The 14,915-nt window shown below is 38.6% G+C and carries 16 protein-coding genes and 1 pseudogene; 3 read left to right on the top strand and 14 right to left on the bottom strand.

Annotated features, from left to right (window positions below; all coding sequences use genetic code 11):
• Positions 1 to 250 precede the first annotated feature (250 nt).
• From NSQ11_RS08785 to NSQ11_RS08775, 3 genes are all read right to left on the bottom strand, one after another.
• Entirely contained in the window at positions 251 to 385 is a 135-nt protein-coding gene (locus NSQ11_RS08785; RefSeq protein WP_255201816.1) for a hypothetical protein, read from the bottom strand.
• A 2-nt stretch (positions 386 to 387) separates the two neighbouring features.
• A complete protein-coding gene (locus NSQ11_RS08780; protein WP_035700873.1) occupies positions 388 to 1,479 on the bottom strand; it encodes a Rap family tetratricopeptide repeat protein in 1,092 nt (363 codons plus the stop codon).
• A gap of 511 nt (positions 1,480 to 1,990) precedes the next feature.
• The gene (locus tag NSQ11_RS08775; protein WP_035700871.1) at positions 1,991 to 2,830 is read right to left on the bottom strand and encodes an SMI1/KNR4 family protein; all 840 of its coding nucleotides are present in this window, start codon (positions 2,828 to 2,830) and stop codon (positions 1,991 to 1,993) included.
• A gap of 191 nt (positions 2,831 to 3,021) precedes the next feature.
• Between NSQ11_RS08775 and NSQ11_RS08770 the strand changes: the two genes are divergently transcribed.
• A complete protein-coding gene (locus NSQ11_RS08770) occupies positions 3,022 to 3,441 on the top strand; it encodes a hypothetical protein (protein ID WP_024720408.1) in 420 nt (139 codons plus the stop codon).
• Between the two features lie 34 nt (positions 3,442 to 3,475).
• Positions 3,476 to 3,736 (top strand): YesK family protein, encoded by a 261-nt coding sequence (locus NSQ11_RS08765; protein WP_035700867.1) that lies wholly within the window; start codon positions 3,476 to 3,478, stop codon positions 3,734 to 3,736.
• A 161-nt stretch (positions 3,737 to 3,897) separates the two neighbouring features.
• On the opposite strand, the pseudogene NSQ11_RS08760 reads toward NSQ11_RS08765, so the two are convergent.
• The 9 genes and pseudogenes from NSQ11_RS08760 to spoVK all read right to left on the bottom strand — a co-directional run.
• Positions 3,898 to 4,326, bottom strand: a pseudogene (locus NSQ11_RS08760) (T7SS effector LXG polymorphic toxin); the annotation flags it as partial.
• 373 nt (positions 4,327 to 4,699) lie between these two features.
• Positions 4,700 to 5,362 carry a DUF3986 family protein gene (locus tag NSQ11_RS08755; RefSeq protein ID WP_224559748.1) on the bottom strand — a complete coding sequence of 221 codons (663 nt, stop codon included), beginning with the start codon at positions 5,360 to 5,362 and terminating at the stop codon, positions 4,700 to 4,702.
• Positions 5,363 to 5,561: 199 nt separating this feature from the next.
• Positions 5,562 to 5,717 carry a hypothetical protein gene (locus tag NSQ11_RS08750; protein ID WP_263490855.1) on the bottom strand — a complete coding sequence of 52 codons (156 nt, stop codon included), beginning with the start codon at positions 5,715 to 5,717 and terminating at the stop codon, positions 5,562 to 5,564.
• 13 nt (positions 5,718 to 5,730) lie between these two features.
• Complete coding sequence (locus tag NSQ11_RS08745) at positions 5,731 to 6,120, bottom strand: S8 family serine peptidase (protein WP_035700856.1); 390 nt, start codon at positions 6,118 to 6,120, stop codon at positions 5,731 to 5,733.
• Positions 6,121 to 6,555: 435 nt separating this feature from the next.
• Entirely contained in the window at positions 6,556 to 7,890 is a 1,335-nt protein-coding gene (glnA, locus tag NSQ11_RS08740; RefSeq protein ID WP_007499421.1) for a type I glutamate--ammonia ligase, read from the bottom strand.
• A 60-nt stretch (positions 7,891 to 7,950) separates the two neighbouring features.
• Positions 7,951 to 8,361 carry a MerR family transcriptional regulator gene (locus NSQ11_RS08735; RefSeq protein WP_007499423.1) on the bottom strand — a complete coding sequence of 137 codons (411 nt, stop codon included), beginning with the start codon at positions 8,359 to 8,361 and terminating at the stop codon, positions 7,951 to 7,953.
• Between the two features lie 91 nt (positions 8,362 to 8,452).
• Entirely contained in the window at positions 8,453 to 9,733 is a 1,281-nt protein-coding gene (locus tag NSQ11_RS08730; protein WP_048002222.1) for an aminotransferase class I/II-fold pyridoxal phosphate-dependent enzyme, read from the bottom strand.
• An 18-nt stretch (positions 9,734 to 9,751) separates the two neighbouring features.
• Entirely contained in the window at positions 9,752 to 11,014 is a 1,263-nt protein-coding gene (gene hflX / locus NSQ11_RS08725; RefSeq protein ID WP_017367291.1) for a GTPase HflX, read from the bottom strand.
• Positions 11,015 to 11,134: 120 nt separating this feature from the next.
• Positions 11,135 to 12,094, bottom strand: a complete 960-nt coding sequence (spoVK, locus tag NSQ11_RS08720; protein WP_008344008.1) for a stage V sporulation protein K — start codon at positions 12,092 to 12,094, stop codon at positions 11,135 to 11,137.
• 320 nt (positions 12,095 to 12,414) lie between these two features.
• Between spoVK and NSQ11_RS08715 the strand changes: the two genes are divergently transcribed.
• Entirely contained in the window at positions 12,415 to 13,173 is a 759-nt protein-coding gene (locus tag NSQ11_RS08715) for an N-acetylmuramoyl-L-alanine amidase (protein WP_008344009.1), read from the top strand.
• Between the two features lie 55 nt (positions 13,174 to 13,228).
• Here the strand turns inward: NSQ11_RS08715 and NSQ11_RS08710 are convergent, their stop codons facing one another.
• Positions 13,229 to 13,846: a hypothetical protein gene (locus NSQ11_RS08710; protein WP_048002221.1), complete on the bottom strand. Its 618-nt coding sequence runs from the start codon at positions 13,844 to 13,846 to the stop codon at positions 13,229 to 13,231.
• 84 nt (positions 13,847 to 13,930) lie between these two features.
• Positions 13,931 to 14,911, bottom strand: a complete 981-nt coding sequence (nrdF, locus tag NSQ11_RS08705; RefSeq protein WP_008344010.1) for a class 1b ribonucleoside-diphosphate reductase subunit beta — start codon at positions 14,909 to 14,911, stop codon at positions 13,931 to 13,933.
• Between the last annotated feature and the right edge of the window lie 4 nt (positions 14,912 to 14,915).

The raw sequence follows: 14,915 nt of genomic DNA, 5'->3' as shown, positions 1-14,915 counted from the left end.
TACAGTGAAATTGGGTAATACCCATATTTTCTCTAACTGACATTAAAAGTTTCCTCTTCAAAAAGCTTAATAAATTCATTTGTTTTTTAGTATCTCTATACGCTGCCATCAAAGTAAATGGAGCATCTAATATAAAAAAGACTCCATTATGGCATATTCTTTTATACCATAAGGAGCCTGACACTTTAATCCACTTTATCATTTTTTAAACAATTATACTTCGCAGTGATGAATTAAAACCCTATCCCTTTTATGATCCTGCACCTCTTGAGGAAAGTAACACTATCTCATCTTTAACATCTGACTGAGTTTGTTGTACAACAGGCATTCCAAGAATTGTACCTAATAGCAAAGCAGTAGTAATCATCATCATTACTTTTTTCATGATCATATGACCTCCTTTCCTATAAGCGTACAAGATTTTAAAGCCAATTCCAAGAAATAGTTACTTTCTTCATAAAGATTTAACTTCTTATAAATGGAGGCAACATCAGGAGCTAAAGCCTCTATATCAACATATGCTTTTCTTTCTTCCAAAAGTCCTAGTTCTTTCTTAATATCCTCAGAGCTTTCCTGTGGTGTTGTATAACATTTCTCAAGGATATTGAATTTCAAAATAAAGTTTGTGTTCTGCTGTTCTTTAGAAAAGGCTTTCCCCTCAGCAACCCAACTTATTGCCTGATCCAACTGATTTGATTTATAGCTTGATCTTGCAAATTCATACGCACATTGTAAGTATGAAACGGGAGCTGACTGTTTTAGATCATCTGCGGAAATTGCTTTGTTGAAATATTCAATTGCTTCTATATGGTGGTCATCCTGAATTTTTAGAAATCCTAGATCATAATAAGCTAACGCTAACAATCTCTTATCATTCTTTTCAATTAGTCTCTCAACACAATCCAAAAGCATTTTTTCAGCTTTGTCTAGTCTACCATCATCAATCAAATTCAGTGCCAACAACATATTACAGTTTATGGTCTGTATGCTGTAGCCTTCATGACCCTTGTAGATGTCCTTTGCTGTTTGTAGATGATGGTGAGAAAGGAGCGTGACCTTATTGAAATAGTAGAGTGTACCAATTTTATAATGGAATTCGGCCTTTTCAATTTCATCATGTACCTTGTCCAGTTGTCTCTCAGCTACTCTGAATAGGACTAGAGCTTCTGAATAGTTATTCTTTGCACTCTCATACATACCTTTAAAAAGATAAAAGTAAAACCTTAGCATGTCATCTGTTTTGACTCTTTCACTTTCTGTTATGGTTGGTTGCCCAACTAAATCTTCCATAAGCACCTTAAACCTGTAATCAAGAATATTGAAATAGAGTAAAACATCTTGATTTTCTTCCATTTCGCCTAACATATCTTGAATCTCATCCCTCAACTCTACTGCTTGTGAAACTTCTCTCTTTTTAATATGTAAATACCATTTGTTGAGAGTGTTTGCTACATCTACAGAAGCAATCAAATTCGACATTCCATTACCCCCTTGCTATCATTTCCTTTGTATAATTTTAACATGACATTTACAACATATGTAAAGACAAGGTGCTTATTTTAAAAGTTTTCGGTATCCCGCAAAATACAATAATGTTTATTTATAAAAGGTATGTTTTGTGTAGAACGCATTAAAATAGGAATGACATGGCAGTGAATAGTTAAACATAGGTATACTGTAACACAAGAAGTAACAAATGTTTTCTAGCGTAAGTTTATTACATAGAAGAAGCGTTTCCTCTTCAAAACATGAAGAATTGCTTAGAAGTGATATTGAGGCATATACTGATCGCGTTCCCACAAGTGTACTATATTGTCTTTATATGTCTTCGTGGATCATCAACCTTGATTTATTGGATTTTTAAGCACTGAATTACTGATTAATAAAAACAGATGTAATATAGAGAGCAACTCTAGACAGAATGCTCTCTTTTGCATTTTTTCCTAAAATGATCTTCCATCAGTATGGACAGCCTATGCCAGATCAAAGCTTAATAAAGGAAACTTGTTTTCATAGCAATATGTTCTCCGAGATTCACTAATAGTGGTTCATCATTTTTTTCTAGAAATTTAGCTATTTGCTGTAAAATCTCATTAATTTTATCGTTGATTGGCATATTTGGATTCAATAAGAGAGCGTTGTTAACCGTAGAAGCTACTTCATAAAGATCATCTTCATCTTTTGTTTTTTCAATGTGATATTGCATCTTTTTAAAAAACCATTCAATTTCGTTCAAATCAACCATCGGGTAATATTGAATTTTATAAAGATTCTCTTCATCAAGGACGTCCAATTCAAATATGGCTTCAAGTTCTTCTTTACTTAAATGAACTTCAGAAAGTTCATATTCACCCTCTGCTGCTTCCTCATCAACACTGTACTCAACTGTATAAAGCCCCTCAATGAATTCATCAAAGGAATCTGCTAACTTAAAGTCTTCTTCCATCTCAACATCATAATAATGAATTGCAGGATTCTCTTTCGTTTTTCGATAATCCATCGTTACCCAAGTGTGACCATCCCCAAAAATCAAAACAAGCCCTTCTGGCAGCTCCCACTCTTTTATTAAATAGGCACTATCCATAATTCCTTCATCTTCAGCAATTCCCAGCAGGTGATTAAATTGAATATGATCCTCAGCCCATGAATTAGAGTGAGTGGTTGGAAAAGCATTATGAATGGTATTACCACCATTCTGCTCTAATATGAGCTTTTTATATGTATCTGGCAAAGTGACACCAAGTTTCTTTTCAGCTTTAGCTATTTCTGCTTCGTTGATCTTTTTTAACGTATAGTAACCTTCCTCGTCTATTTCCCAAAATGATTTCAAGATGAATGCCTCCTAGTAAAATATGCACATAAGTATACCATCTTGCTGAGTATATTTAACAATTTAGGCAAAATAAAAGAAGAACCTTAGTTACTTAGTCATTCACGTTGTCTATTTTTGTCGAAACGATAGTAAAAAGAAGGTACTTCATGTAAAATTTCCTTTGCACCTAAAAATCAGGAGGATCCAATATGAAGAAATTATCTATATTCATTTTTATTTGTTTAATGATGCTAACAGCTTGCAGTAGCGCAGCATCAAATGAAAAACAGCTCACGACAGCCAATATTATTGAAGCTTTTAAAAGTGCTGGCCTTGAAGCAGAAAAACCATCTGATCTTAAACAAAAAGAGTTTGGAAATATAAGAGAAGAAGGAAAAAGAATTCTCGTTCCTTCCTTAGGTGAAAATGCTGGCGGAAGGATTTTTAAATTTGGAAATGAAACTGATTTACAGCAGGCGAAATCCTATTATGATGAGTTAGGCAATGCTGGATCTATGTTCTTCTCTCACACCTATTCAAAAGGAAACTTTTTATTACAAATGAACGGTGAAATGAAAGATGCTGAATTTGAAAAGTATAAGAAAGTAATGGATGAGGAAATAAAATAATTTCATATATTTTTAGAAGAAGGAAGGTCAATAAATGTCATCATTTTGGCTGCTAACAGTTATCCTTACGATCGTTATACTTGTTGTTTCTGTTATCTTTAAAAGAAAGAATGCACCTTTACAGTATGGAATACCATCAATTCTCATCTTCATCAGTATGATCTTATTATTAATCAGTTTTTTCGTAGGAAAGTGGGAAGGTTTAGGACTGGGTGCAATCAGTATATCTTTACTGATTGCATCTGTGATCACCTTAATTATAAATGCCATCTTGAGTTATTTTAGGAGTAAATAACATAGAGCAACTTCCAATTCAGAAGTTGCGTACTTTTTAATCTTCAGGGTACTCAAAGATAACGGACATGCTTTTAAAAGTGCTTCGACCCTTTCAATAATTGGAGGAAATGCTTAAGTGTTACCCTCTTCCCACCTTCCTTACGCTGCGGAATAAGGCTTGGTTTTGCTATCGAATACCTCCAGTGAAATGAGGTCATCGATATCTTCAAAAATCGTTTTAAGAGCATTTTTTTGATCCTTCACAATGCTTTTGGCGTTTTTGATGCCCATATGTACAGCGTTGTCTAAAAAGTGTTCTTCTACGAAGGTGTCCCCGCCATAGCTCGTATCATCAAGCGTACCAGAAACACCTTCATGGAACGCTTTTTGCTTATCAATAAAGCTGATAAACATGTCTACATTACCCGCTAGTTCTTTATAAAAGCTTTTAATGTTAACCGCACCTTTTCCAGTGAAATCATCACCGAGGTTTGCCACGCCTTGTAGTGCCTTTTTTAAATCAATCATTTGTTCGCGGAGTTCCTGATAATGTTTCGCCCTTGCGTCCATGGCACTGATTAGTGCTTTAGCATCAAGTATCTTCCCCAGAAGAAGTCACTCCCTTCTATCCATTAACAAGGTCAATTTTACCAACGTGATGGCTGTCATTAAATAGGAGTAAAGATACAAAAAACACAACATAAAAGTGGACACCCATTGTGTGGCACTTAAAGCGCCCAATGATCAGCGTCCGCAGGTTCTTCTTTCTGGACAAAATATTCATGTTCGCTTTTTCTCGGCAATGAAAATAAAAAAAGTGCCCATAAACATGGACACTTTGGTTCTATTATTCCCAAAACGCATCGCCTTCAGAATCAATATACTTCTAGAAAAGTTTTAAAGTCTACATAACAGTCTTTAAACAGATAAAGATATCTTCTTCTATATCATTTTATTTATTGTAACGTATCACACAAAAACGCTATGCTTTTATTAAACCATTTTCTTTTAGAAATTGTTCGAACAATGCATCACCTTTATCCTCAATATCTTCATCATCAATATTATACTCTCCAACCAACAAAACAAAATCATCATATTTTTCATATTTTTGTTCAAGTTTTATACCATAGCTTTCTTGATAAAAAAACAATAACCATTTCCCTGAATCTAAACTTTTTAAAAACACTCCTTCATAATCTAAATCATTTTCATAATAGCCTACATGCAAATGCATTGTATCGTCTAAGTTAAGCAACGTTGATCTCCCCTTTAGAAAATAACATGATGATCTTCTAGATTTGGTGGAACATGATAATGCAGAACAGCAGGTCTTCCATGTTTTATAGGTGCATAATCTAGTCTGAATAGTGGTTTTTTTGCTACGTACCTGTATAATGCACCCTCCTGATCCAGGGCCATCAATAATACGATTTTGAGGCGCCTTTAATGCTTTCTGCACATATGGTCTAGCTACTTTCCATCCTTTTTGCATTCCCTTTTTTCCAACTTGAGAAATTAATAATCTTAAAGCAGCAGCCACCACCGGTATCCACTGACCAGTTACACTGTCTTCTTTCAATTCAGCATTCTGACTCTGTAACGCTAAAGTTTCTTCTATTTCAATAAATACTGGATCATTCAAAAGAAAGTCAAATTCTTTATTAAAGTTTGAAACATCTATACTGGTATCCTCGTATCTTGTTCAATCAATTGATCACTAACCACAAGTTCACTATTCAGTGAAGTTACGCTCTAAGAATATGCTGGAGTCACCGCGAAAAACATAGAATAAAAGACAGTACTACTAAAATAAGCTTATTCTTCATATAAACCCTAGTTTCTCAAAAAAATTTAACTGTATCCATAACTGAATACCCATTTATTTTATCTGAATTTTTGATTTTTTCCCATGATTTTTTAGAGATTGTGGATTTATTATAAGAAGAATATTCTTCAAAAAAGAGAGCAGCAAGACCTGCCATGTAGGCAGCCGCCATTGAAGTACCACTACTATATAAAAAAGAACCATCTTTTGAATAACTTTTTATATAATGCCCCGGAAGTAACACATTTAAGGCCATTACCTACAGTTGTCCCTTTCCATATATCACCGTTCATATTTAATGCTCCTACAGCGATAACACCTTCAAATTTAGCAGGGTAGAGTATATCACTCTTTTCTTGTAACCCATAATTCCCAACCGATGATATTACAACAATAAGTGCCTCATCCAAATTTTCAGCCCAAGACTTTGGAACAACCAAAGTATTACCACTAAGGAACCTTACTAAAATATCATCCTCGGCTACTTTAAGTACATAACCTGCTTTATTAAGTTGTTCTCTTTTTCCTTTCTTAGATGCTTTAATCCAGTCTCCTTCTAAGAATTTGTTTTTCATCTGATAATCCTCCACCTTTTCCTGATCCGACTAAGCAGTTCATATAGATGAACACGATGTCCATCCTCTAAGCGATAAAGTAGGAACCACCGTTTTGATCGTTTGCGTGCCATCTTAGGCAGCCCCGTCTTCCTCTTCTTTTTAATCATTCTCGTCAGAATCGTCTTGCACACTTTGAGGGCAATCTAATCATTAGTAGCTGCTTCTCATCTTTCTGCATAGGTACAGCTTCGTTGGCTTGGACCTCATACTAGAAAAAATAGACACAGATTCAATGAATAATTATGAAGAGTATATCTCCAAGATAATGGAGTGGTTTTTTATCACTTTTTTGTGGGTGAATGGTGGGTGGTGCCTGCTTCATTTTAAAATATAAGAAACACTCATAAAAACAAAAATCCCCCTGAAGCCAATGGCTCCAAGAGGATTTCTTTATTAATACTGAGACATATACTGATCGCGTTCCCATGGGTGTACTTGGGTGCGGAACATATCCCATTCGATTTCTTTTGATTCGATGAAGTGCTCGAATAAGTGATCGCCTAGTGCGTTGATCATGACTTCGTTTGACTTGAGCAGCTCAAGTGCTTCTGCAAGTGTTGCAGGTAAGTCAGCGATGCCGTTTTCAAGGCGCTCTTCTTTGTCCATGACATAGATGTTTCTGTCGATTGGCGCTGGTGCGTCTAGTTTGTTTTTGATTCCGTCTAGACCTGCTGCAAGTAATACACTTAGTGCAAGGTATGGGTTTGCAGATGGGTCTACACTGCGTACTTCTACACGTGTGCTAATGCCGCGTGATGCTGGAATACGAATCAATGGGCTGCGGTTTTGTGCACTCCATGCTACGTAGCAAGGTGCTTCATAGCCAGGAACAAGACGTTTGTAAGAGTTCACCGTCGGGTTTGTGACCGCTGTGAAGCTTGTTGCGTGCTTCACGATACCTGCGATAAAGTGTCTAGCTGTCTCGCTTAATTGTAAATCTGCTTTTTCATCAAAGAATGCGTTTTTGCCATTTTTGAATAATGATAGGTTACAGTGCATACCAGATCCGTTTACACCGAACAATGGTTTTGGCATGAATGTCGCATGAAGTCCGTGCTTTCTCGCAATTGTTTTAACAACGAGTTTGAACGTTTGAATGTCATCACAAGAGCGGATAGCGCCTGCATATTTGAAGTCAATTTCATGCTGTCCAGGTGCTACTTCGTGGTGAGACGCTTCAATTTCAAAGCCCATTTCTTCAAGCTCAAGCACGATGTCACGGCGGCAGTTTTCGCCTAGATCTGTTGGTGCAAGGTCAAAGTATCCACCTTTATCGTTTAGTTCGAGCGTTGGCTCGCCTTTTTCGTCTAATTTAAATAAGAAGAATTCTGGCTCAGGTCCAAGGTTGAAATCACTAAATCCTAGTTCTTCCATTTCCTTCAAGATACGCTTTAAGTTGTTACGAGGGTCTCCATCAAATGGTGTTCCGTCTGGCTTATAAATGTCACAAATAAAGCGTGCAACTTTACCTTTTTCTGCTGTCCAAGGGAAAATAACAAACGTGTTTAGATCTGGATATAGGTACATATCTGATTCTTCGATACGTACAAACCCTTCAATAGATGAACCATCAAACATACATTTGTTATCGAGAGCTTTTTCTAACTGGCTCACAGGAATCTCAACATTTTTAATTGTTCCGAGAATGTCTGTAAATTGCAGACGGATGTACTTTACGTTTTCCTCATTTACTAATTTTACGATATCTTCTCTTGTGTACTTTGCCATTTCGTAAAACTCCTCCCCTACAAAAGGTAAAATGTGTATAGCAATGCTTTTGCTAATTGGTTAACGGAAGAACCTTGACATATCCCCCTGCCTAAAGGTCGTTCCTTGTTGGAAACGTCCAGCCTGAATGAGTTCCTTCTTCAGTAGCTTCCTGAGTTCATCATCTGTCAAGTTGTGCTTCGCTGTGGTTTTCTCCTCTGTCTTTGTTTCAGACGATGGATTTTCTGCCTCAGCTTTGGCAAAAAGTTTTTTGATGCCTGCCATGTTTACACCTTGTTCGATGAGGTTTTTGATTTCTAGTAATTTATCAACATCATGGAAAGAAAACAATCGGCGATTCCCATCACTTCTAGCTGGAAATACTAAACCATTTTCCTCATAATAGCGAATTTGTCTTGCAGATAATTCTGTTAGCTGCATGACAATCCCAATTGGGAATAAAGGCATTGAGCGGCGAATGTTATCACTCATCTCAACTGTCTCCTCCTCTTTGCTTAAATTTATTATATGTCATGTTATATTATGTGTCAACGAAATGTTAGGAATATTAACATGGATTTTTTTATCGAGCAGGCACTTCAATAAAACCTTGCTCTAGTAAGGCATCTACAGCACTGCAAATGGCATTTTTCACATGGGCATACGTGAGACCGCCCTGAACATAGGCTGTGTAAGGCGGTCTAATCGGACCATCAGCTGATAATTCAATGCTGGCTCCTTGGACAAATGTGCCCGCTGCCATAATCACATCGTCCTCGTATCCCGGCATATAGCTTGCATGCGGTGTGACATGACTGTTAATCGGTGATGCATATTGAATCGCCTGACAAAATGCAATCATTTTTTTAGGGTCTCCAAATTCTACAGATTGAATCAAGTCGGTTCTTTTCGCATTCCACGCCGGGTTTGTTTGGAACCCGAGTTTTTCAAGAAAACGCGCTGTAAACACGGCGCCTTTTAAACTTTGTGCAACAACATGCGGTGCTAAGAAAAATCCTTGATACATTTCCTGAAGCGCATACAGCGATGCACCCGCTTCACTGCCGATGCCTGGAGATGTCATTCGATAAGAGCAAGCTTCTACCCATTTTTCTTTTCCGACGATGTAGCCGCCAGTTTTGGCAAGGCCGCCGCCTGGGTTTTTAATGAGAGAACCTGCCATAAGGTCTGCACCCACATGACACGGCTCTTGTAATTCAGTAAATTCACCATAACAGTTGTCAACAAACACAATGATGTCCTCATTGATGTCTTTCACAAATGAAATCATTTGTTCAATTTCTTCTATTGTAAAGGATGGTCTTGACGCATAGCCTTTAGAACGCTGAATCCCGATGACTTTTGTTTTTGGGGAAATAGATTCTTTGACTTTGTCGAAATCGACAGATCCATCTTGACGCAAATCAATGGCTTTGTAATCGATCTGAAAATCTTTTAATGAGCCTGTCCCTTCTTTGCCGCGAATCCCGACAATCTCTTCTAGGGTATCGTAAGGTTTCCCCGTCATGTAGATCAATTCATCACCAGGTCTTAGCACACCGAATAAGGCGATGGAAATGGCATGTGTTCCAGAAATGATCTGCGGGCGTACAAGACCGCTTTCCCCTCCAAATACATCCGCATAGATCTTTTCTAACGTGTCTCTTCCCATATCATCGTAGCCATAACCAGTTGTCGGGTTAAAATGAGAGTCACTGACTTTATGTTTCCGGTAGCTTTCAAGAACCCGCCACTCATTTTGTTCACTCTTTCGATCAATTTGCTGATGTATTTGTGAAATGTCTTGTTCTGCTTCTGCTGCTATTTTTTCTAAAATGGTGCCATGTTTTAAAGTGTGAAACATCGTGATTTAATTCCTTTCCTACAACATATACTTCTTGATTTGTCCTAATATGGTTTGCTCCTCACCACTAAATCCAGTGATGTCATAAAGCTCTGCTTCCTTTTGGAATTCCAGTGATTCCACCAAGGTTTCTGACTTTAAGGCAGATATGAGTTTTCCTTCATATGCCGGAATTCTTACATGATATGGCTTTAAAAAATCTTTTTTCAGTTCAGCCATGATATCCGCTTTTAACCGCTTCACATCTTCCTCGCGCCTAGCACTGATTAAAATGTGGCGCTGCTTTGAGGAAGGGATAAAATCCGGCCTGATTTGGTCTTTTTTGTTATAGACTGTCAGCATCGGAATACGATCAGCTTCTAATTCTTCTAAAAGCTTATGAACCGTTCGTTCATGCCCTTCATAATCCTCATTCGAAGAATCGATCACATGAAGCAAATAGTCTGCTTCTTTTACTTCTTCAAGAGTGGAACGAAATGCTGCAATCAGTGTGGTTGGAAGGTCTTGAATAAAACCAACTGTATCGGAAATCAGTACACTGTAGCCAGATTCAAGTGTCATTTTACGCGTCATTGGGTCAAGTGTAGCAAACAGCAAATCTTCTTCATGGCTATCCGCTTCTGTTAACTGGTTAAACAATGTTGATTTCCCGGCATTTGTGTACCCGACAATAGCGATTTGGAATACGCCATTTTTTTTCCGTCGTTCCCGGTATCTCGTGCGGTGTTCTTTGACTGCAGACAGTTGTCCGTGAATTTCGTGTATGCGGTTTCGAATATGACGTCTGTCTGTTTCAAGTTTTGTTTCACCTGGACCTCTTGCGCCAATTCCGCCGCCTTGTCTTGAAAGGCTGATCCCTTGTCCACTTAGCCTCGGCAAGGCATACTGAAGCTGGGCAAGCTCTATTTGCAGCTTCCCCTCTCTTGTACGGGCTCTTTTGGCAAAGATGTCTAGAATCAATTGCGTACGGTCAATGATTTTCACATCTAAGGCAGTCGCCAAAGCTTTTAACTGGCTAGGCGAAAGCTCGTCGTTAAAAATAATAACGTCACAGTCTAACTCTTCGCAAAGCACTTCAAGCTCTTCCACTTTCCCTTTCCCGATGTAAGTCGCGCTGTCTTGTCTATTTCTTTTTTGCGTCATGATGCTGACAGCTTCACCGCCAGCTGTTTTGGTTAAGGAAGCTAATTCTTCCATAGAATATTGAAAGCGTTCATCCGTTATATGCGGCAGTTGACAGCCGACAAGGATCGCTTTTTCGATCATTTCATGTTCATTCAACGTCAGTTGTTTCCTTTCTGTACTTAAGTTTCAGTAGTACCATCATACCAAACACACCACACGTATACCACCATTCGGAAGGTTTAATTTCTTGTCTCTTTACAAAAAGGATACGCCATTTCAAGAAGGCGTATCCTCTTTCATTTGCAGATCATGGCTTTTAATCGTAAGTAAGTCTTTTTTATCATAATGATCCACAAGAAGCAGCCTCATAGCCTGAGTTCGAATCGCTTTTTCAATGGTGTTTCGCACAAAACGGCCGTTGCTGAATTTGGCAGGACTCGTGGTGCTCTTGATGTGCATTAAATAGTCTCGCAGTTTCCATTCTGCCTCTTGGGTAAAGACATATTCCCGATCGGCCATCATTCGTTTTGCAATATCCATCAGCTGATCGACCGTATAATCAGGGAAGTTGATATTGATCGGAAATCTCGATTGTAGACCAGGATTTAGAGAAAGAAAATGATCCATTTCCTTGGAGTATCCAGCTAAGATGAGGATGAATTCATGCTGCTTATCCTCCATATGTTTTACAAGGGTATCAATGGCTTCTTTCCCAAAATCTTTCTCTCCTCCGCGGGCAAGAGAATAGGCTTCATCGATGAACAAAATGCCGCCTAGTGATTTTTTAATCAAATCTCTTGTTTTTTGAGCTGTATGTCCAATGTACTCTCCAACCAGATCTCCTCGTTCCGCTTCAATTAAGTGCCCCTTTGAAAGAACATTCATTTCAAAGAAAAGCTTCCCGACAAGCCGTGCAACCGTTGTTTTCCCTGTGCCAGGATTTCCTTTAAACATCATATGAAGCGCTTGTTTTCCTACCTTTAATCCTTGTTCTTGTCTTTTTTGATTGACAAAAATCCAAGCATAAATTTCTTTTATGTTTCGTTTCATTTCATCCATCCCGACAAGGCTGTTCATTTCTCGTTCTATTTCTCGTAAGATGCTGTGTTTGGCCTCATTTTTTTGCAAGGCCTCTAAGTATTCTGCCTCTGAATCTGCATCAACCAATACTTGCTTCTGTCCATTAAGTATAATGTTGATTTGGCCGTTATTTTTATATGTGACAGCTCGCTCCAACGTATTCACCTCTCGCTCTTCTCTCTTTAATCTATTCGGGTGGAGCTGTAATCGTGACAATCGCCCGCACTAGCATCGGTTTACTGTCAAAATGACCCGAGATACCGGTTATTGTAGGGGATTGTGCGGTTTCCCAGGAAATGATGTGCTATTTCCATTGTATTCATCCATTTCGGGCGGACAAACCAACAATTTGTTTTTTCTTAGAAAAATGGCGCTTTTTCATCACAAATTGTGCAAAAAAGAGTCTCGATGATTTCCGCATTTTGTACAGGCAATTTTTCTATTTCCTCATAAAATAAAGACGAGGTGATGAATAGATGGTGAAAATTTTTATTGATCCTGGCCACGGAGGAACAGATTCTGGAGCTGCTGCTAATGGACTTTTGGAGAAAAATATCACACTGCAAATTGCGCTTTTTCTGAGGGATATGTTGATTAGTGAATATGATGGGGTTTCCGTCCGCTTAAGTCGTTCAATTGACCAATCCGTCACGTTATCCCAGCGTACGAATGCGGCAAACAGCTGGGGAGCTGACTATTTCGTGTCTATTCATATTAATGCTGGCGGAGGCACAGGTTTTGAAAGTTATGTGTACCCTGGCGTTTCAGCACCAACCACCACGTATCGCAATGCCCTTCATGATGAGATTGTCCGCTCCGTTGATTTTGCCGACCGCGGCAAGAAAACGGCGAACTTCCACGTTCTGCGGGAAACTTCTATGTCTGCCATTTTAACTGAAAACGGTTTCATCGATACGGTAGCTGATGCAAATAAGCTCCGTAACGCTACTTTCCTTCAAGGGATCGCTCGTGCTCATGCCACTGGATTAGAAAAAGCCCTTCAATTGAAAAAAAAAGCAAGTAACCTATATAAAGTGCAAGCAGGGGCTTTCAAGGTCAAAGCCAATGCGGATGAACTAGCAGCTACACTCAGATCCAAAGGATTTGAAGCGCTGGTCGTACTGGATAGCGGCATGTACCGAGTCCAAGCTGGCGCTTTCCGTTCAAAGCAAAATGCAGATGACCTCGTCGCTCGATTAAAGCAGGCCGGTCACGACGCATTCGTTTTTCAATAATCTAAAAAACAAACCGGCTCAAGTCATCTTTAGAGCCGGTTTGTTGTCTATCCAATTATGCTAAAATGTTCACGACAAATTGAGACCATGTTTCAAGACGATCGAAGTACTCAGGCTTTTTCAAATCTGTTACTTTCATCCATTCGCCTGAGATTTGATCTGTTTCTTTTACTTCTACATGAGCACCCGGTGATAATTCAAGGGCTGATAACAGTCCGATGTGCACACGGCCGACACTGTTGTCATCATCATTAATAAGTCCAAGGGTTTTCATCTCAAGTTTGTCTTCTTCTTGAATCGAAAGTTCCTCGTCCAGTTCACGATCGGTATTTTCTTTTAGAATCTCAGCAAATTTTTTCCCTTCAATGAAATTCATATGACCGCCAAAGCCAAGAGATAACTTATGATGTAAGCGAGTCTCTCCCCCGCCTTGAAGTCTTTCATATACATATACTTCGTCCTCACGCTTAATGACAACATATGGAATTGGCTGCTTAAAGTCAGGATTTTCTTCTGCATCGCCTCTTCGCATTTGCTCGAAGTGCTCTTCGATTTCTTTCATAATGGTGCTGATTGTTTTCTCTTCACTATTCACACCATTAAACGCAAGTGTTTCGTTTTGGAACACGCGTGCGCGCGGTGCAACTAAAATCATTTCGTCCATTTTTCCCATGTTCGGTAACCTCCAGTATGTAACACATTGTTAGAAATGGCAAAAAGCCAAAACGAGTGATGCGTTTTGACTTTTACGCTTTCCTTATGATTCATCTCCAAAGAAGAAATCGTCATCTTTTAACGGCTCAACTGTTGCCTTTTTGTAGCCGTTCCCTTTCATTGAGAAGAAGTCATGTGACTTTGTTTTTGTATTGAGTCCGTTCAATACAATTGGGTTGATCTCTTCTTCTTCAAAGTAAGGGGCAAATCCAAGGTTCATTAACGCTTTATTGGCATTGTAACGAATGAACTTTTTCACATCATGCGATAAATTGACTTGGTCATAAATATCCTCAGTGTAATGAAGTTCATTTTCATAAAGCTCATTAAGCAGATCGATAGAGAAATCATAAAGCTCTTTTTGCACGTCAGGTGTTTGTTTGTTGTAAATTTCTTGTGCTAACAATCCAACATACACACCGTGAATCGCTTCATCGCGCAAAATCAAGTTAATGATTTCACCACTTTGCATGAGCTTTCCTTGACCGTAGAAATATAGCGGGTAGTAAAAGCCGCTATAGAATAGGAAGCTTTCTAAATACACTGAAGCAACCATTGCTTTAAATAAGGAAATCGGGTCATCCTTTTGAATGGAACGGTACAGACCTACAATCATATCTGCTTTCTTTTGCAAGAATTTATTTTTCTTGACCCATTCAAATACTTCACTAATCGTTTCAGTCGGTGCAAGTGTCATAAAGATATTTGAGTATGATTTTGCATGCACGGCATTTTCCATCATGGCCATAAAGTTTAACACGGCTTTACGCTGATGACCGTCCACATGTTCAGCCACTATCGGCATTCCTGTATTTCCTTGTTCTGTATCAAGTAACGTCAGTCCAGCCAGTACCTTCATGTACGTATCTCGCTCTTCTTCGCCTAAATATTTCCATGTTAAGAGATCCCCGTTTAAGGAAATCTCTTCTGGAAGCCAGAATTGCTTGACGTTTTGGTTGTAAAACATTTGTGTAAAATCATCTTCGTGTTTTGACCAGTTGGCTGCATCATAAATTTTTGTCACGTTA

Source organism: Bacillus sp. FSL W7-1582, from assembly GCF_038593325.1.
GTDB lineage: Bacteria > Bacillota > Bacilli > Bacillales > Bacillaceae > Bacillus > Bacillus altitudinis.
This window is presented reverse-complemented; position numbering and strand designations above follow the sequence as displayed.